The following is an 18641-nucleotide window of genomic DNA, read 5'->3' as shown; positions in this document are numbered from 1 at the left end:
TATTTCTACACAGGAAAAGATTAATACCGACTTGGCTTTCTTGGAGTCTGGTGAAATATTTGAAACCAATCCAGATTCAAAGGGTAAAGAATTTAAAATTAATATTCTATGCAAGTATGAGCCTACTGCTTCTGCAATGTGGTTCATATCACAATGCACAGATATCATTAATCAAGCGGGGTTTGGTTATGAGGTGAACACTTAACAAGGCCTAGCATTGCGTCTTTCAAACTTAACATTTGCTCGCTGTTGGCGGCGTTAAACAACTTGGCGGGCCACTGTCGTAACTTTGACGTAAGGTTGTCATAACTAAAATCAAGAGTTTCGGATGATGATTAGCCTCTAGCAATCATTATTAGGAACTAGAAAATGGAACAGATGATAAACAAAGACTTAGTTAAGAAGCTTCGAAACGAACGTTCTTGGTCACAAGATCAACTTGCCACAATCTCAGGACTGAGCATTCGTACTATTCAGAGAATAGAAAGCGAAGGCACAAGCTCTTTAGAATCAAAAAGAGCGTTAGCGGCAGCTTTTGATATTAACGTTAGCAATCTAGATATTAATACCACCGCAGCTGGCACTTTGGCATCCATTCATCGTGGTCGTAAGTTTGGGTTAGCGGGTGCCACCTTGGGTCTTTTAAGCGCCTATATTGGAATATCTATATCTTTTGCCTCAGGGCATATTACGTCGGGTGAAGCAGGAATATATTATGGAGGTCTTGGTGCGTTCTATGGTATTTGCTGTGCCGTCATTGCTGTACTTTCTAAAAGATATCATACAAATGCTGCTTTATAGGACGCTCTCAGCAGTTGCTGGCGGTGGTAGTTAATGCGCAAGTGCTGACCTTACCGCAAATTATTGTCTCTTTCTCAGCCTAGTTATCAACTATCTTCATCTAAGCCGATACTCAAATGGTATTGGTTTTTTTTGCTGTGCTCCTCTATTTTCTGACTGCAACTCTTACCGAAGCTTAGGTAAAAATTGCCTATTCCACGCTTAGCACATTCGTATCCGCTTAAAACCAACTCTTTAAATTTTATTTAAAATCAACATCTTAACTAAAGCAAACAAAGTTGGCATTATGTTCGCAATCTAGAAATAACCATTAGCCGTTACCTTACAAATGACACAAACGGTCATGCGAAGGATTAAGACAAGGGCAGGAGGTTCATATGTTAGGTTGGACATTAGTATTTCTGGTTGTTGCTGTTATTGCAGGCCTATTAGGATTTACTGGGATAGCTGGCGCAGCGGCGGGCATAGCGAAAATCATTTTCTTAATCTTTATTGTGTTATTAGTGATTTCCCTGCTGGTTAATGCCTTTAGAGGCAAGTCACCGCGACTTTAATTTTTTTAGAAAAGGAGATGTATATGAAACCATTTACTCTGATGACAAGCGCCTCACTGGCATTATTGCTCGCTTTAGGTTTAACCGCCTGTAGTGATAACAAAGCCGAAGATGCCGGCGAAAAAATTGATGAAGTGATGACTGATGCAGGTAATGCCATTGAAGATGCCTGTGAAGAAGTTAAAGAAGGCGTTAAGGCTAAAGATACTAAGTGCTAATCTGACACTTTAACCTAACTTGAGGGTGGCAATAGACATATCTACTGCCACCCTTTTGAGTTAGCACCTGATTTAAACTTGAGTTAGAACCTGATTTCAACGACGCGATTCACCGATTCAGTCAGCCGCTCAACATGCAGCGGTTAAATCAAAAAACAGCATTGGAGGGCGCGTATGCTAAGCAAAATCCACATCAAATATTTCTACTTTATGGGCGCCGTGTTACTCGCCTATTTTGCAGTAACGGGCACGTCTCCCCTGCTCACCTTTATTTGGGCTTGGACAAGCCTGTCGCTATTTTTAGTCGGTTCAGCCTACTGGTTTAATCTCGCCAGCATTTTTAGAAAGCGCCAAGATGGCACTATCCCTTGGTATATTCGCTGGGGCTTTATTCCGTTTTTATTGGGCAGTCGGCTGTATAATCATTGGGCCAGAAAACGCGACTCTGTGCCGTCGATGCAAAAGATAGATGAGCAGTTGTATCTCGGCTGCCGATTATTTTCTGCGGATCTGCAGAAAATCAAAGCCAATAAGATCACCGCAATTCTTGATGTGACCGCCGAATTTGATGGCTTAGATTGGTCGCAGTTTGAAGATCATATCGAGTATTTAAACATTCCCATCCTCGACCATAGCGTGCCGACCAGCGCCCAGCTCAATCAAGCCGTTAACTGGTTGCATCGCCAAGTGCGCGCCAATAAACAGGTGCTGATCCACTGTGCTATGGGGCGTGGTCGTTCAGTACTGGTGCTCGCCGCCTATTTAGTCTGTAAAGATAAACAGCGTAACTTCGCCGAAGTATTACAACAAATTAAGCAAGTCCGCAAAACCGCCGGCTTAAACAAATGGCAATTACGTGCCCTTGAACACATGCTCAAGCAAGGCAAAATCAACATCCATAAAGTGGCGTGGATTATCGCTAACCCTGTCTCCGGCGGCGGCAAATGGCAACAATATGGCGAGCAAATCCAAGATGAACTAAAAGCCTATTTTGACCTAACGTTAAAACTCACTACCGAAAAGATCACCGCAAACACCTTCGCCAAAAAAGCCCGTAGTAGCGGCGCAGATATCATTATTGCCTGTGGTGGCGATGGCACAGTGACAGAGGTGGCATCGGAAATAGTGAACACTGATATCGCCTTAGGGATCATTCCGTTAGGCACGACTAACGCCCTCAGCCACGCGCTATTTGGTTTAGGCAGTAAGCTCATTCCTGTCTCTCAGGCGCTGGACAATATTATCCAAGGGCATTACCAAGCCATTGATACAGCTCGTTGTAATGAACAATTAGTCTTGTTACTTGTGGGGATTGGCTTTGAACAGCAGATGATTGAATCTGCCAACCGTGAACGTAAAAATGCCCTCGGCCAGTTTGCCTACCTCGATGGTTTATGGCGCGCCGTCAATGCCGATATCACTTTAACCATACAGCTCAGCTTAGATGATGCCGAGCCCACAACATTGACCACCCATAGCCTCATTGTTGCCAATGCCGCCCCGTTTACCAGCGTATTAGCGCAGGGCGATGGCGAGCCAAACATGACAGATGGCCTGCTCGATATTACCTGGCTAGATTCGGGAGATGAACCTAAGGAGCAGCTCCTTAGCCTGGCCGAATTAGCCATTGCTGGATGGGTAAAAGAAGGTAATAAAGACACAGATGCAAAACAACCTAGTGCGCCTTCTACCGCGACCAAAGTCCACCACGCCCATGCGAAAAAAGTGAGCATTAGCAGTCAGCCCAAGTGTAAATATGTGATTGATGGCGAAATCTTTGAACCCGCAGATCTCACCATTGAAGTCCAACCCGCATCCCTTAAGGTGTTTGTGCCTTATCAGGAAATAACTGAAGAGGATGGGTGATACATCTTGCTGGCACGCTTGAGTCATTACTAGGAACGACTTCCCATAAGCATTCTTCCTGCACTAAACAACCCGACATATTTTCAATATAGCTTTCAGGTAACACTTGCTTTTTAAGGGTTGGCAGAACGGTTTTTACGTAATTTTCATGAGCTGGGTTCGACGCCCAGCGCGTCATAACGATGAAGTAGTCACTCTGTTTTAGACTGCGGGCGACACAACCGCCAAGCATGCCGTCTGCTTGTCCAAGATGGGCGTTCCAAATCGTTCGTTGGTCACTTAAAAAACGTTCGACATCTTGCACTCCTCGGCAATAAGCCAACCGAATGACATTGTCATTTTGATCTGCAGGATGATGAGTTAGCGAAGGGATACTCAGTATATTTTCAAAATAATGGACATCACACTGTTTATAAGTTGTTTGCTGACCACTTTTGGAGAACAGCTCGTCGTGAACTGACCCCATGAAAGCCGTAACATCCTCGAGTGATTGCCATACGCCCACAATAATCGCCTGCCTTTCGGGTTGACTCCAACCACCGAACTGGCCTCTAAAACCTACGCAGTTGCTCAACGCTTTCCATATCTGTTGGCTTTGAGAGAAATCTTGCTCTTGTTCATTTCCAACCTGACAAGTAATCAACTTTACTATCGTCAAATCTCGCTCCTAACGCTGCAAACAGTGGCCTAGCGTAGTGAAATCCAATTCCAAAGAGCCGATGCCACTTGGCTTAAACCTCCTTGCTAGCAACCACATCAACGGTATGCTTAAGATGGCTAAAGCCACAGGATAAAGCTCAATGAGATGTTAAACTCACTCACATCTGCGGCTTTTGAACGCAAAAAACTATTCCACCGTCGATTCACCCGCTTCGACTTGCTGCTCGTACTTGCTGAGCTTGTTGTAGAGAGTTTTCACGCTGATCCCCAGCTGCTCGGCGGTATCGGTTTTATTACCTTGAGTGGTTTCTAGCGCTTGATAAATGGCGATTTTTTCTAAGTCATCTAAACGCATGCCCTGCGGGATAACGACTTGGTCATCGCCAGAAGCACCCATTTCACTTGCCTGTGGCAACTGTAAATGGCTGGGTAAAATCTCTTGGTCTGCCAAAATATAGGCTCGCTCAATGGCATGCTTTAATTCACGCACATTACCCGACCAAGGGTACGCAGCGATCATCTGCGCACTGTCGTCAGCGAGGCTTTTATTCTGCTTTTCTGCCACGTTACGATAGGCAAGAAAATGCTGCGCCAACCCAAGAATATCATCGCCACGTTCCCTTAATGGCGGAACGCGGATAGGGAACTGGGCCAAACGGAAATATAAATCCTCGCGAAATTGCCCAGCCTCGATTGCCGCGATGGGATCACGATTGGTGGCCGCTACAATCCGCACATTGGCGAGTTGCACTTTGGCACCGCCAACGGGGCGATATTCACTATTTTCAAGCACTCTGAGTAACTTCACTTGATGCTCAATTGGCATTTCGGTGACTTCATCGAGAAATAAGGTTCCGCCTTCTGCCTGCTCAAATACGCCTTTGTGATCGCGATGAGCGCCAGTGAACGCGCCTTTTACATGGCCAAACAACTCACTATCGACCAATTCAGGGCTTAAGGCGCCGCAGTTAATCGCGATAAAAGGCTCGTTCAGCCTAGGGCTGGCAAGATGTATGGTATTGGCGACCAGCTCTTTCCCCGCCCCGCTCTCACCAATGATCAGCACATTACTGTCGGTCGCAGAGACGCGGCGAATCGTGCGATACAGCTTATGCATCGCAGCAGAGGAACCGACAAGTAAACCATATTGGTCTAGCTCGCTGGAAAAAGGCCGAGGCCGAATTGGGGATGACACTAGATACTGGGCAAAATCGGCGAAAATATCGCTGATTAACGTCATGTCGTAGGGTTTGCGAAAATGATAACCGGCAAAATGCGACATTAACTGATCAAGATTGGGGCTCGGCTGGCCGTCGGAGAGAAAAATAAACTCGATATTGGACAGAGCTACATTGTCCAGTAGCCCGAGATAATCCTCACGGCTAAGGCTGGACAGCTCAATGATGGCAACATCGACGTGATTCACCTCAAGCTGTTCTATCCAAGGTAAATCATCGACACTGCGTAGCTTATTAAAGTCGGCAGCGCCGGCGAGTTCTAAGATGGCTTGTTCGGCGTTTACATCCTGCAGGTGATAAAAAAGTGTCAATCGAGCCATGCTATCCCACTCCCTGTGTATAAAGGGCTACTGTATGTCAGTCGTGAAATTTTAACAACAGCAGCGGTAATAGTTGCCGATATTCCAAGAGGATGGCGTAATGAACCGAGAATATCAGTCTAAAAATCAGTCTGTTAACATACCATTAAAAATGAGAACAAAATATGCATGGTAGCTGAACGAAACGCAATTAGTTAATGCAAACCGTTAAACAGGACTGTGCCGAACACTGGCATTAGGAGGCCCATAATGAAGTCTAATGTTGTGCAACATCAGACTGATATCCGCGCCGATATCAGTTTGATTGATGAAATAATAAAGCTCAATCAAGAGGGGCTAACATTTTACAACCAAGCGATGACGTACGTCGAAGACTATAACCTTAAGCGAATTTTTTCGACTAAAGCGAATATCCACCAGCGAATGTTGAGGCGATTTGAGCAGCTGCGCCCTTTGTCTAGCGAGCCGCTTCATGGCCTGAGTCATACGATACCTGTCACTTACACTCAAGCGACAAAGTTGCTGCATCAGTGCCATATATCGCAGGCGATGGCCGCACTTGTCGTTATAGAGCAGCAAGTGTTAACCCAGATGAAGCAAGCAGTAAGGCAAGCACATCAGCCACAACTTGCCAATCAGCTCGCAGAAGGCGCCGCTTGGCTGCAAATCAGTTGCGATGGTATGAGTTCGCTCAATCCCGGTTAATCCTTTACACCTGTTTACACCTGTTTACATCAGTTTGCATTAGTGCGCATCGGTATGAGCCTCTTTACCTGGCAATATCCAGCTTTAACGCACCGCGCGACTCCACACACTATTCCGCACACATTCGTGCGGTTTTTTATGCTTTAAAGATGACTTCGCTTGCCAGAAAAAATTACATTTTGTCGGTAAAAAAGACCGACTTAAGCAAAACAACCCTTCCATTAAAACATCAAAAATATCAATAAAACACCTTAAAATCAACCACTTAACAATGTTGGCACGATTCACGCAATATATAACATCGAGAAAACAACGGAGGATATGATTATGAAAACCACAACAGCATCAGTACTAGCGACCTTACTTGTCGGTTCAATCAGTTTAAATGTCGCAGCAGCTCAAGATTGGAAGGACGGGGCTAAGGATGCGTGGATCGATGGTAAAGCTGAAACTACTTTACTGCTCAATACCAATCTCAATTCCTTTGACATTATAACGGATGTCAAAGAGGGAAACGTGACGTTAACGGGTAAAGTGGAAAGCAGTGTCGATAAAGCCCTTGCCACTGAACTGATCAAAAGTTTAGACGGCGTAAAAGATGTCGATAATCAACTCATTGTGATGAATGAGAAAGAAGGCACCAGTGAAGTTGTTGCTACTTTGACCGATTCTAAGGTTGCCACAGTCGTCAAAACCCGTTTACTGTTTTCAACCGATGTTTCCGGCACTCAGATTAATGTGGATGTCGCTAATGGTATCGTCACCTTAAAAGGTGAAGTTGCTAGCGATGCCGAACGTCAGTTAGCGCTGAAAATTGCCGAGAATACCGACGATGTGAAAAAAGTTGTCGATAAAATCAAAGTCGTTAAAAAAGCCTCTTAACGCAAGCTAAAGCTGCACTTTCTGAAACTAGCTTTCAAAAGTAGCGCTTTAACAGTAGTAGCACTTTAACAGTCAGAGTTAAGTACCAGGCGTTAATCTTGCCTCAACTTTTGAACTCGATTGATAAGAAAGAGTAATAACAAAAAACCAGCCTAGGCTGGTTTTTTTATGTCCATTATTTCACTCAATCAAGCAAGGTTTTCTAGGCCACGTAGATAAGACTAGGTTTGAGAAAACGAAATCAAGGTAGGAAAATTGAACGACATCAGGCTAATGCTGGAAGCGATAGTACCTTAAGCGATAACATCTTAAGCGATAGTGCCTGAAACTATATTTTCAGAAACAATCATGCCTAAAACAATCATGCCTGAAGTCGCGTTAAAATGCGGGCTCAGCGCTGGCTTCAAAGCCAAACTGGAACTCATAAAAATGCTGACCATTTTCGATACTGATGGCCATAGTGCCCGTTAAGCCCTGCAACTCGCCCGCACCGGAATGGGGAACCACTTCTAAGATCAAACGGTTTTGTCCATCGGTCATAATGCCAAAATGTTGCAGCACGAAACTCCCCTGCTTACCACACACCTTGCCAACCACTTGCTCAATCGCTACATAGCCAGCCGAGCCTTTGACTGACGTCATTGCACTGAGCATTTCCCCTTGGCTACGGCCCTCAAGCTCGCCATAAAAGGTTTTATCTAAACCCATACGACCTAACGTTACGCCGCCCACACCCGTAGCATAGGTGCTATCAGGGGTGAGCTTAACATCAAATTTCCCAGTGATTTTGCTAACTTGCATGACACTCTCCTTGTCAAAACGTTATGCCAAGTCTATCTACCCGAGAATGCTTGCCGCTGCGGCAAGCATCACACACGGAACGAAAAATAACTTAGCACAAGCCTGCACAGATCCATAATGCATTTACTCACGACCCGTTGCGCACGACTACTCACTACTGATTTATGTTAATGATGCCAGTTTCGCTCACTGCCACTTCTGTGGTTTTGACGATTTCAGGGCTTTCAGACATAGGTTGGTCAGGCGCTCTATCGCGATAAGTCACGGCAATTTTGAATGGAGCTTCGAAGGAATAAACAGGTTCAATACTGTCCACCTCAATGCGATCGCCTAGCACGACGCTGCCTAAATGCTTCAAATTATTGTGTTCAAAATCGAGGCTAAACAAACCAAGATACCAAAATACCCCCGAACCTTGGGTCGTCACAATAAACGGCGCCACAAAGGGCATAGTCTGCAGTTTAGGATCATCTTGAATGGGCGCGTTACTCTGGGTATCAGGCTCTAGAGCGGGATCGAAATTTAACGGGGTAATGCGTAAATAATCCAGTAATGCTCGGCCTTTTACCTCGCCATCTTGATAATCGCCCATCGCAAATTCCGTTTGCTTGATCTTAATAAAATGGGTCAAGGCAACCGATTTACCGCCCTCTGGCAGGGTAATTTCAAACGGGTTAGCGGTATTTAAGCTAAAGAGTTTAAGCATCACTTCCGATGCATTCGCCACCGGTTTAACCTCAAGTGGTGTCACCACTTCGACCTCATTGGCCTGTGCCTGCGCTTTTTCCTGTGCCATGGCCTCATCGTATTGCATAACTTGGCCATCTTCCATCACCATATAAATATCATCATTGGTCATGTTGAAACGGTAAATACCCGCGGCAAGTATGGCGAATATCACTAAGGTGCCCGCTAGGGTTAACTTTACAAACGTACTCATTTTCTCTCCCCAATCGCGCGCTTTGTGCGCTGCTTTTCTAACACTGATCAACTTCAAATCAATGTCGGAGCAGTATTACAGATACTGAGTTAAAGCGGAGTGGGTAAAGTGTAAAAAAGTGACGCTATTTTGAAATTTGTCAGGCTAAGTTCAGCAACATGTCCTTTACTCGGTGAATATTATGGGCCGAGTAAATACTCAGCCCAACACTTAGCTACTTCTCGTTTTTCCACAAGGCTGGAGTTTGACTCGGTTGCCAATTACTTTGGGAGAAATGGGCTTGCACTAAGGAATAGATTTTATCTTGATACGAGACAAAATCAGGCTGCTGATAATCATGCTGATCCTGCCAAGCAGGGGCATAGTTATCTAGCGTGTCGAAACGGTATCCTTGGCGCTGCGCCTCTTCCACGAAGCGTTTAATTTTAGGCAAATTGATGGTCGCACCTTGACCACGGTGCGCATTCTCAAACAGGAAGTCGTGGGTCAAGATCACCACTTTACCGTCGTGCAAACCATCGCTGCAGTCTAAGTTTTGCGTGCGACTGTTGAGAGGGTTCATTGTGGTGCCCGCACAGGTGTTGATCACTTGATTGATTTTATCCACCAGCTCAACCCCATCGGCCATAGATTCAGCAGGAAAAGCCACGCCCCAATCCTCTGGCCCCCAATCAAAGTCCCAACCAAATATTTTATAATCACTCTCGGCGAGCATGTTTTGAATTTGCACCGCAACTTGCGAACTGTTGGTCGAGGTTTCTGCGGTACAAGCAAAAGCAGGATCCCAAGGCGGCACAGTATCGGATGTCGCACACAAGCCGTCGCCTTTGAGTTTACTGGTCACTCGCCAACCATTGGTGTAAGGCAAACGTGCCAACTTAGTCATCTTGTTATTGGGATAACTGGCGGCATTAGGAATAAGCTCAACCACTTTGGCCGTGTTCGTCACAAAATAGGTGAAATCGGTGGCCGCATCTTGATAGGATTTTACGGGCCAGAGTCCAACTTGATTACAATATGCCGCCCCAGATTGCACGCCATCAGTGCAGTTATGCAGCATATGATCGTAACTGTGGTTTGCCAGAATATGACCATCGTCTAGCAAGCGTTGTAGGGCGAACGCCGCTAACGCCTCGTTTTCATCCCCTTCGCCATACATATGAAATGCATTGATAAAGAAGGTCGCCTTGATATTGGCATCCTTTAGCGCATCCAATACCCCTAAAGTCGCGTCAATTGGACCATCATCAAAGGTGAGGTAAATGGTTTTATCGCTGGCGTGGGCAAGACTTACGCTCGCTAAACAGAGTCCAACTGCGGCGGCTATCGATTTCAGTTTCATGATCTCATCCTATAGATAATGTTTGAGGCTAATGATTAAAAAGCAATGAGTTAACGCCCATGCATCTCAATTCGCACACAGTCTCGCACTCATTCGCTCGGCTTATCTATAGTGAGTAATCTAGCCAGCGTTAGTTATACCATCCTAGCAACAAGCCATACTTTTCTACGCTAAGTCGTTAAATCGTTAAATCGTTAAATCGTTAAATCGTTAAATCGTTAAATCGTTAAATCGTTAAATCGTCCATCAGCATTCAAGTTGAAATCACCGCCGCCCTCGCGTTAAACACAATAGAAAAATACCAATCCTAGTGTGAAAAGTACCGCATCAACAATTCGATAACAGGTAAGTTAACTGGAGAAAAAACAACACTAAAGCACTACAGGGACGCTATAACATGTCAGAAGGTCAACTATTTAAGAGCTCTTTGCTCGCATTGTGTATCGCTAACGTCTTATTCGGGATGAGCTCAACCGCAGTCGCGGCGGAGCAACAAGAGGCAACGGCAGAAAATATGGAGGTGATCCAAGTCCGCGGCATACGTCGCTCGATTGAAGCCTCGATGAATACCAAACGCTTCGCCGACTCCACGGTCGATGCCATCACCTCGGAAGACATAGGTAAGTTTCCCGATAAAAACATCGGTGATGCACTGCAGCGAATTTCAGGAGTCACAGTCGATAGGCAATACGGCGAAGTAAGCGGCGTCACTATTCGCGGTACTGCGCCAGAGCAGAGCCGTATTTTGCTGAACGGTCAAACCGTTGCTAGCACCTCTTGGTATGATCTTGGCCCCGCCACTCGTACCTTCAATATGGAATTATTGTCGGCCGAGCAAGTTAGTGCGGTTGAAGTGCACAAAACCCCGACCGCGAGACTTGAAGAAGGTGCGCTGGGCGGTACTGTTGATCTCAAAACCCGCAAGCCCTTAGATCTCGATGCCCACACCTATCAAGTCGCTGGCGAGCTGAGCCAAAGCAGCCTGTACGATGAAACAGACCCGAGTGGCTCTTTCCTTGGGAGCTGGAAAAATGACGACGAAAAGTTCGGTATTTTAGGCGCCTATTCAGTAGAAAAAATTACCAGCGGCCGCCAAGTACTGGAATCTCTCAGTGGTTATTATGAATACTTCGCCGCCGATCCTGCGCAAAATCAAGAATCTACCGTTGGTGCTTGGGGCATTGGCTCGCAGGCCTTTAGAGCCGAACGTGAACGGACCAGCGCCCAAGTCACACTGCAATTTGCACCAACTGACAATACCGAGTTCACCTTAGATTACTTTAATTTTGAACTCGATATCCCCCACGTAAACCACAACTTCTTAACCGTTGGCGCGCGCGGTTCAGGCTCCACCAACGTAGTGAACAATGCCCAAGGCGGCACGGCATCGGCAACGATTCTGCCGGCGTATGCGTCGATTATTTATAACCCTGTGGTGCGCCACGCGGTCAATATGAAATCTGACGTACTCAACTTAACCGGAAAATACGTCGGGGACAGTTTTACGATTAGCGGCGTCATTGGCCAGTCGACCTCAGATGGCGGCACCCAAGGCGGCTCATCTTCTTGGTGGATCCCAGCGACGGATCAAGGCGGTAAAATTGGCGACCCCGCCTTCCCTAACGGTCAAGGCAGCGTCGATGGTGGCTTTAGTTACGATGCCACCGGTCCCTACCAAGTGGTGCTGACGAGTTTAGATGCTAACGATGCTAGCCAGTTCAAGCACGCTCAAGAGGCGAACTACGAAACCACAGTGCAAGATCATAAAGTGACCTACGCACAGACCGATTTCGAATATCAACTCGACCATGATTTTATTAACAAAATTGCGGTCGGGATTAAGTACAACACCAGTGATTTCGAGCGTAATGCCTTCAACCGTAACCCCGCAGAAATCTTAGGTTTCGTGCCTAATGGCAACCTCGCTAACTGGAGTGATGGCGTATTGTCCGGGCTACATTCCCAGAGTGGCGGCAATGTGCTCGACTCCTATGCCAAGTTAGATGAAGACAAATGGTGGGCCTTTATCAGCGAGAAATACGCCAATGGCGAGTTAGTGGAAGTCGCCGATCTCGGTAACACCTTCACTGTCGAAGAGGATATGTTGGCCTTGTACGCCCAAGCGGATTTCAGCGGCGAATTCTACCGTGGTAACTTTGGTTTGCGTTACGTTAACACAGACCAAACCTCAACCGGTTTTGCCGATGGCAAGCCCTACAATGAATCCGTCAATTACGATAATTGGCTACCGAGTATCAACGTCGCCTTTGATCTGCAAGAAGATTTAATCCTACGTGCTTCGGCCTCTTCCGTGATGGCGCGTAACAACTACAGCGACCTCAAACCTGGCTTAGCCATAGCTAAAAACTTTGGTACTGCGACCGGCGGTAATCCAAATTTGAAACCCTATAAGGCAAATCAAGCCGACCTTGGCATCGAATGGTACTTCACTGAATCTTCTATGTTGTCGGCGGCTTTGTTCTACAAAGATATTGATAACGTAGTGTTTGTCACTGAGTCGACGCAATATATCGAAGGTTGCGGCGCGTCAGAATCCGAGTGGGATAAATGCCGTGTCACAGCCCCAGCCAACGGCGGCAGCGGCTCAGTGACTGGGCTTGAAATCCAGCTGCAGCATAACTTTGAAAGCGGTTTTGGCTTCTTGACCAACTACACCTATGTTGACAGTAAAAGCACTCGCCCCGATGGCACTGAACAAATGATTGAAGGCGTGTCAGAAAACTCCTTCAACGGCTCACTCTTCTACGAAGATGATCTGTTCAGCGCCCGTATCGCCTATAACTGGCGTTCAGAATACTTAGGCGTGGGTAACATTCAAAACGTGTTAAACGACAGCTATCAACAAGTCGATGCCTCGATTATTTGGCATGCGATGGAGAACTTAGATGTTTCACTCGAAGGGGTTAACTTAACCAATGAAGTGGTGCAATCCTATGATGTTAAATACGGATTAACGCAAAACACCATCGAATTTGGTTCGCGTTATTTCGTCGGTGCCAGCTACAAATTTTAAACTTGAGTCACACCATAGCCGACCTTAGGGTCGGCTTTTTGCGTTGATAATGCAGCGGGGATAAGCCATGAAAGCGAAGCAAGCAATCAGAAAAATCATTATCTTAGGTGGCGGAACCGCAGGTTGGATGGCCGCGGCCGCCCTCGCGAATAACCCCGTATTTGCCGCCATTGAACTCTGTTTAGTGGAATCGGACAATATAGGCACTATCGGCGTTGGCGAAGGCTCGACGCCACACCTAAAACGCTTTATGGACAACTTAGGCATCAGCGAAAAAGATTGGATGGAGCAATGCCACGCCAGCTATAAAACCGGCATCGACTTTATCAATTGGAATGGTGACGGCCAGCAATATTTCCACCCCTTCTATTTTCAAATGGATGTAAAACCCGCCGAAGTCTTTTTTATCAACGCCAATGCAAGACGCCGAGGGCATGGCAATGCCGTTAAACCTGATGCGTTTTTCTCTAGCGGCGTACTGGCCAAACACAATCTCAGCCCAAGGCCGAATAAAACACTGCCCTGCACCAACGAATACGGCTATCACTTCGATGCCACTGAGCTGGCCAACTACTTAAAAGATTATGCCTGCCAACGCGGCGTACGGCAGATCATTGCTGATGTGGTCGAGGTTTCAACCTCCCAACACCAGCAGATTGAGACGCTGATCCTGGCAAATGGCGAACGACTGAGCGCCGACTTTTTCATCGATGCCAGCGGTTTTAGCGCTAAGTTAATTCATAAAGCCCTAGGCGTGCCCTTTCAATCCTTCGCCGATGAGTTACTCAACGACAGCGCCGTCACTGTTCCTGTTCCTGCATTAATGGACTCCACTCAAACGCAGCAGGCAAAGTACCATACCCGCGCCACAGCGCTCAGTGCGGGCTGGCTATGGCAAATCCCCCTCACCCACAGGCTTGGCAATGGCTATGTGTATAGCAGTCGCTACCTCAGTGCCAATGCCGCAGTCAAGGAATTGTTGCACAGTGTTAATCTGCCTGAATCGACCCAAGTGCGGTTTCTCAAGCTGCGGGTTGGCGTCAGTGACAAGGCTTGGCACAACAATGTGTTGGCGATTGGGCTTGCGCAAAGTTTTATCGAACCGCTCGAAGCCACGTCGATCATGATGACCCAATTCACCCTTGAAAGATTTATGTCGTTATTCGAGCGTTATCAGTTAAATAAGCAGGCAGAAACCTTAAGTAGACAAACACTGAATCAGGCGGTGATGCAGTTAGTGCTCGGCATAAAGGATTATATTCAGGCCCATTATGTCACCAGCCAGCGCAGCGAAGCCTATTGGGTCGCAGCGAGAAAAGTCGCCATTTCCCAAAGGCTGACGCAACTGTTGCAAGCTTGGTATCAAGGGGATGACTTTGATCTGCTGCTTTACCAATACGACCAGCAGCTCGCCTACTTTCGCCCCTCTTGGTATGCACTGTTAGCGGGAATGGATTACCGCGACGCCAAACTCAAGCGCCCATTTGAGCCGATTTCAGCGGAGATCACGGCGCAAGCGATAAGCTACTGCCAAACCTTAGTGGAGCAGTATTTTCAGCCTAAGTATTCGTGATAGTAAGGGGTTAAATCGCTCTTTGTTTACTGCTAAACCGCTGACGAAAGCGACTCGGCGTGACGCCTTTAAATTGAATAAAGCGTCGATTGAAATTAGATAAATTATTGAAACCACACTGATCGCTGATGGTTGAAATCGGGCTCTGGTTCGAGAGTAATAACTTGCACGCCTTAGCGATCCTGAGTTGATTGATAAACTCAGTTAAGGTTTTCTCGGTGCGTTTTTTAAAGAAGCGATGGAAATGGTTGGTGCTCATGTGCGCCAACTTTGCCAAATCCTGTGCCGACAAGGCCTGAGTGTAATTGTCATAAATATGCTCGATCACTTTATCGAGCTTTTTCACGGTAAAGTCGAGTTTACTGCCGTGGGTGAACAAGGTGCTCGATAAGAGTACTTGCTGACTATCCTGTTGTAATAACGCTAATAATTCCAATAACAATATATAGCGTTTAAAGGGATTGGCCGTCTCCATCGCGATAAACACGCTATGGGCTTTGCGTGCCGTTTCCTCACTAAACAACACCCCCCGTTTGGCATGGGTCAACAGTGAATGCAAGGACGCTAACTCGCGCTGCTCATTCACAATTTGGTGTAGCCAGGCTGCGGGAATTTGTGCCACATACACGACTTCCTTCACTCGACTTTTCGAAGCGGAGCCCATCAAAACGGGCTCTTTCAAACCGACCGCAGTTGAAGTGCCGCCTTTCAAACAATCATCCTTTGAAACCTCCTCAGTTAAAACATCAAGGTTAGCCTCGGATTGCCAGCCGTGGGGCATGTCTGGGCCGATGATCACTAAATCATAATCGCCATAGCGGGCAATATGATCGCCCACATAACGCATTCCATAACTGTTGAGGGTTAAGCAGATTTCATACTCGGGGTGATAATGCCAGTTGAGATCCATGTGCTCCCATTCATAACGAAAGTAACGCCAAGAACTGTTTTCATCGGGGATCACTTTTTCACACAGAGGTTTCATCCATTAAACTCCAGTTACTCATTCCTTTACCTTAGCTTCAATCAGCCCTTACAGATCAACGCCATTCACTCAAGCTAGTCGTTATGCCATCCTGTTAAATTATTCAATCACTTAGACCTTATTTTTAAATGCCAGCCTTAACCTATCAGCTCGGCGAAATCGCTGTGCCTCGCGCACTATTGTCTATAGCAAGTCAGCCCTACAGTGATACTCAACTCCGTTACTCTAATACTATTATATCCAATGTTAATTAAAGGTAACTATTTTACAAGCAAACACTTTATCAGCAGATACTAAAACACGGTTTTACCTATGCCTATCCGCAGCAGCTAACTGCAACTCGTATCTATCACCATTATCTATCGCCAGTATTTACAAGTATCTACAGCCCGTATTAACTGCACCTGATGTAAATCAGCTAAATCAGCACGAACAGGATTTGCATATGTGAGAAAAGTATCGACAGAGGCACCATTCGTATCACCGCCATAGCGAACGTCAGTCCACAATGAATTTCACTTAATTCAATTGGCTAAGCACATGAAACACAAACTCATCATTCTGTTTGTCCTCTGTACTTTCTTTGTTATTTCCTTGATGACCAACAGTATGGGGCCGATTTTCCCTGCGTTAATTGACAGTTATGCTATCGGCCTGACGTTGGCGGGGTTATTTCCCTTTGCGTTTTTTATCGCCTACGGGGTGACATCGATTCCTGCGGGGATTTTGGTGGACAAGTACGGTGAAAAGCGAGTGATCATCTTAGCCTTTAGCCTAGCGTTTATCGGCGCTGTGACTTTTGTGTGTCTCCCTTCCTTTAGCATCGCCATGTTTAGCCTGTTTTGTATCGGCACTGGCATGAGCTTATTGCAGGTAGCAGTGAATCCCTTACTGCGCCAAGCCGCGGGGCCAGAGCATTTTGCCTTTTTCTCCGTACTGGCCCAACTTGCCTTTGGCGGCGCAGCGACCTTAGCGCCGCTGGTGTACCAGCATTTTGTCGCCTTAGATCAAGCCAGTGTTACATCAGCCAACTATGTGCAACAGCTATTGCCCGAGAACATGAGTTGGCTCGCCATGTACTGGTTATTTGCCGTGGTCGCACTCGCCATGGTGCTCTTTGCCAGCCTAGTGAAGATGCCCAAAGTGAATAAACTGGCAGATGAGTCGGCGGGTGCCCTGGAGACCCATTTACGCCTTTTCAAAGATAAAACCGTTTTGAAATTCTTCTTCGCTATCGCCGCCTACGTTGCGCTTGAGCAAGGGCTTGCTAACAGTATCTCAGTCTTTTTGCTGCAATATCATGGTCTTGATACCTTAAGTGTCGGCGCCAATGTGGTTAGCGATTTTTGGTTTTACATGACGCTCGGCTGCCTACTCGGTTTGCTGCTACTTAAACTTATCGACAGTCAGATCTTGCTGCTCAGTTTTTCCCTTAGTTCACTGGTTTGTTTTCTGGTGGCGATTTGGGGACCGAGCCAACTAACATTAATTTGTTTACCATTGGTCGGCTTTTTCATTTCTATCATGTGGTCGGTGATCTTCTCGCTGGCGCTTAATTCGCGCACTCAAGATCACGGATCATTCGCCGGCATTCTCTGCACTGGCATTATCGGCGGCGCGTTTATCTCGCCGCTCATCGGTATTATCAGTGAGCTGTCCGGCGAGTTACGGCTCGGGATGCTAGTGCTGTTAATCCCTATGGCTTACATAGGTTATGTGGCCCTAACGGCTCGTCCCTTGATTAAAAACACTACCCTCTTCTCAGCGAAAGCGGCATCAAAGGATGCCGTTCCTATGGCAACAAACAACACGAGAGGCAACAAGCTATTATGAGCGTCCTATGTTTAGATCTTGGGGGAACTAAACTGATGTTGGCACAGGTGGAAGGTAAAACCTTACTCGACACTTGGCGGTATCCCGTTCCCGCAGATGGCAATTTTGAACAATTATTAGATTTCCTCGTGACCTGTATCCACAGCCACCTCACGCCTGAAACCTGTGGTATTTCCATCGGGATACCCGGCATGGTGGATATGCACAGCGGCACTTTACTCGAAGTGCTCAACATCCCAGCACTAACGGCAACGCGGTTAGCCCAGCAACTGCAAAATACCTTTGAAATGGATGTTGTTGTGAATAACGACGCTAACCTCTTTGCCCTTGGCGAAGCTGTGCTCAACAGCAATCAAGACATGCTAGGGATTACCTTAGGCACAGGCGTAGGCGCTGGGGTGATTTTTAATGGTCAGTTGTATTCGGGTAAACATTGCGCCGCAGGAGAAATCGGCAGTTTGAGTTATCGCGATGGCATTATTGAGCACTACTGCTCGGGGCAATACTTCACCACTCATCATCACATGAGTGGCGAGCATTTGTACCAAAAAGCCTGTGAAGGTGACAGCCAAGCGCTACAAGCCTTCGCCCATTTTGGCGAACACTTGGCGCACATGATCGCCCAAACCTTACTGGTATACGATCCCAAAGATATCATCCTTGGCGGCTCAGTCAGCCAAAGCTTTCCCTTTTTTATTGAAGCGCTTAAACAGAAATTGCAAAGTTTAGTCTATGGCCCGCAACTGACAGACTTGACGATTTCAGCCAGCCAACATCACAATGCAGCCCTCATAGGTGCCGCGCAGTGGTTTTTACAACAACAGAAAATCAAGCGGTTTCAACTAACATCACAATGCTCCAGCAATTGATCGACGCAGCGCCGTGGTTT

General features: G+C 46.6%; 17 protein-coding genes. 11 read left to right on the top strand and 6 right to left on the bottom strand.

The features are described 5' to 3' along the window. Positions 1-31: 31 nt before the first annotated feature. The 5 genes from FW758_RS01100 (at position 32) to FW758_RS01080 (ending at position 3439) form a co-directional block, all read left to right on the top strand. Positions 32-205, top strand: a complete 174-nt coding sequence (locus tag FW758_RS01100) for a DUF6572 domain-containing protein (protein ID WP_446444401.1) — start codon at positions 32-34, stop codon at positions 203-205. Positions 206-369: 164 nt separating this feature from the next. Continuing rightward, on the top strand, positions 370-801 hold the full coding sequence (locus FW758_RS01095) for a helix-turn-helix transcriptional regulator (RefSeq protein ID WP_220592450.1): 432 nt from the start codon (positions 370-372) through the stop codon (positions 799-801). Positions 802-1178: 377 nt separating this feature from the next. Continuing rightward, a complete protein-coding gene (locus FW758_RS01090) occupies positions 1179-1355 on the top strand; it encodes a DUF1328 domain-containing protein (protein WP_011846326.1) in 177 nt (58 codons plus the stop codon). 23 nt (positions 1356-1378) lie between these two features. Then, positions 1379-1573 (top strand): hypothetical protein, encoded by a 195-nt coding sequence (locus FW758_RS01085; protein WP_006080946.1) that lies wholly within the window; start codon positions 1379-1381, stop codon positions 1571-1573. 174 nt (positions 1574-1747) lie between these two features. After that, positions 1748-3439 carry a diacylglycerol kinase family protein gene (locus tag FW758_RS01080; protein ID WP_446444400.1) on the top strand — a complete coding sequence of 564 codons (1692 nt, stop codon included), beginning with the start codon at positions 1748-1750 and terminating at the stop codon, positions 3437-3439. Here the strand turns inward: FW758_RS01080 and FW758_RS01075 are convergent. Together FW758_RS01075 and FW758_RS01070 are read right to left on the bottom strand one after the other, a co-directional pair. Continuing rightward, on the bottom strand, positions 3393-4097 hold the full coding sequence (locus FW758_RS01075; protein WP_446444399.1) for a DUF4937 domain-containing protein: 705 nt from the start codon (positions 4095-4097) through the stop codon (positions 3393-3395). The genes FW758_RS01080 and FW758_RS01075 overlap by 47 nt on opposite strands. A 189-nt stretch (positions 4098-4286) precedes the next feature. Further along, entirely contained in the window at positions 4287-5657 is a 1371-nt protein-coding gene (locus FW758_RS01070) for a sigma-54 interaction domain-containing protein (protein WP_446444398.1), read from the bottom strand. Between the two features lie 249 nt (positions 5658-5906). On the opposite strand from FW758_RS01070, the gene FW758_RS01065 reads away from it, so the two are divergent. Continuing rightward, positions 5907-6362 (top strand): glutamyl-tRNA reductase, encoded by a 456-nt coding sequence (locus tag FW758_RS01065; protein ID WP_446444397.1) that lies wholly within the window; start codon positions 5907-5909, stop codon positions 6360-6362. 327 nt (positions 6363-6689) lie between these two features. Further along, entirely contained in the window at positions 6690-7244 is a 555-nt protein-coding gene (locus tag FW758_RS01060) for a BON domain-containing protein (RefSeq protein WP_012588155.1), read from the top strand. A 378-nt stretch (positions 7245-7622) separates the two neighbouring features. Here FW758_RS01060 and FW758_RS01055 read toward each other — a convergent pair whose 3' ends face one another. From FW758_RS01055 to FW758_RS01045, 3 genes are all read right to left on the bottom strand, one after another. Then, a complete protein-coding gene (locus tag FW758_RS01055) occupies positions 7623-8045 on the bottom strand; it encodes a DUF3224 domain-containing protein (protein WP_006080939.1) in 423 nt (140 codons plus the stop codon). A 154-nt stretch (positions 8046-8199) separates the two neighbouring features. After that, the gene (locus FW758_RS01050; RefSeq protein WP_446444396.1) at positions 8200-8985 is read right to left on the bottom strand and encodes a hypothetical protein; all 786 of its coding nucleotides are present in this window, start codon (positions 8983-8985) and stop codon (positions 8200-8202) included. A gap of 214 nt (positions 8986-9199) precedes the next feature. After that, entirely contained in the window at positions 9200-10327 is a 1128-nt protein-coding gene (locus FW758_RS01045; RefSeq protein WP_446444395.1) for a polysaccharide deacetylase family protein, read from the bottom strand. A 397-nt stretch (positions 10328-10724) separates the two neighbouring features. Between FW758_RS01045 and FW758_RS01040 the strand changes: the two genes are divergently transcribed. Then, positions 10725-13361 (top strand): TonB-dependent receptor, encoded by a 2637-nt coding sequence (locus FW758_RS01040; RefSeq protein WP_446444394.1) that lies wholly within the window; start codon positions 10725-10727, stop codon positions 13359-13361. A 67-nt stretch (positions 13362-13428) separates the two neighbouring features. Further along, complete coding sequence (locus FW758_RS01035; RefSeq protein WP_446444393.1) at positions 13429-14934, top strand: tryptophan halogenase family protein; 1506 nt, start codon at positions 13429-13431, stop codon at positions 14932-14934. A 10-nt stretch (positions 14935-14944) separates the two neighbouring features. Here FW758_RS01035 and FW758_RS01030 read toward each other — a convergent pair whose 3' ends face one another. Continuing rightward, positions 14945-15919: an AraC family transcriptional regulator gene (locus FW758_RS01030; protein WP_446444392.1), complete on the bottom strand. Its 975-nt coding sequence runs from the start codon at positions 15917-15919 to the stop codon at positions 14945-14947. Between the two features lie 540 nt (positions 15920-16459). Here FW758_RS01030 and FW758_RS01025 point away from each other — a divergent pair. Then, positions 16460-17752 (top strand): MFS transporter, encoded by a 1293-nt coding sequence (locus FW758_RS01025; RefSeq protein WP_446444391.1) that lies wholly within the window; start codon positions 16460-16462, stop codon positions 17750-17752. Continuing rightward, on the top strand, positions 17749-18621 hold the full coding sequence (locus FW758_RS01020; protein ID WP_446444390.1) for an ROK family protein: 873 nt from the start codon (positions 17749-17751) through the stop codon (positions 18619-18621). The genes FW758_RS01025 and FW758_RS01020 overlap by 4 nt, the downstream gene beginning before the upstream one ends. Positions 18622-18641: the final 20 nt, after the last annotated feature.

The organism is Shewanella sp. 1180_01 (assembly GCF_052850535.1).
The sequence above is the reverse complement of the archived record's forward strand: the minus strand, read 5'-3'. Positions and strand labels throughout refer to the sequence as shown.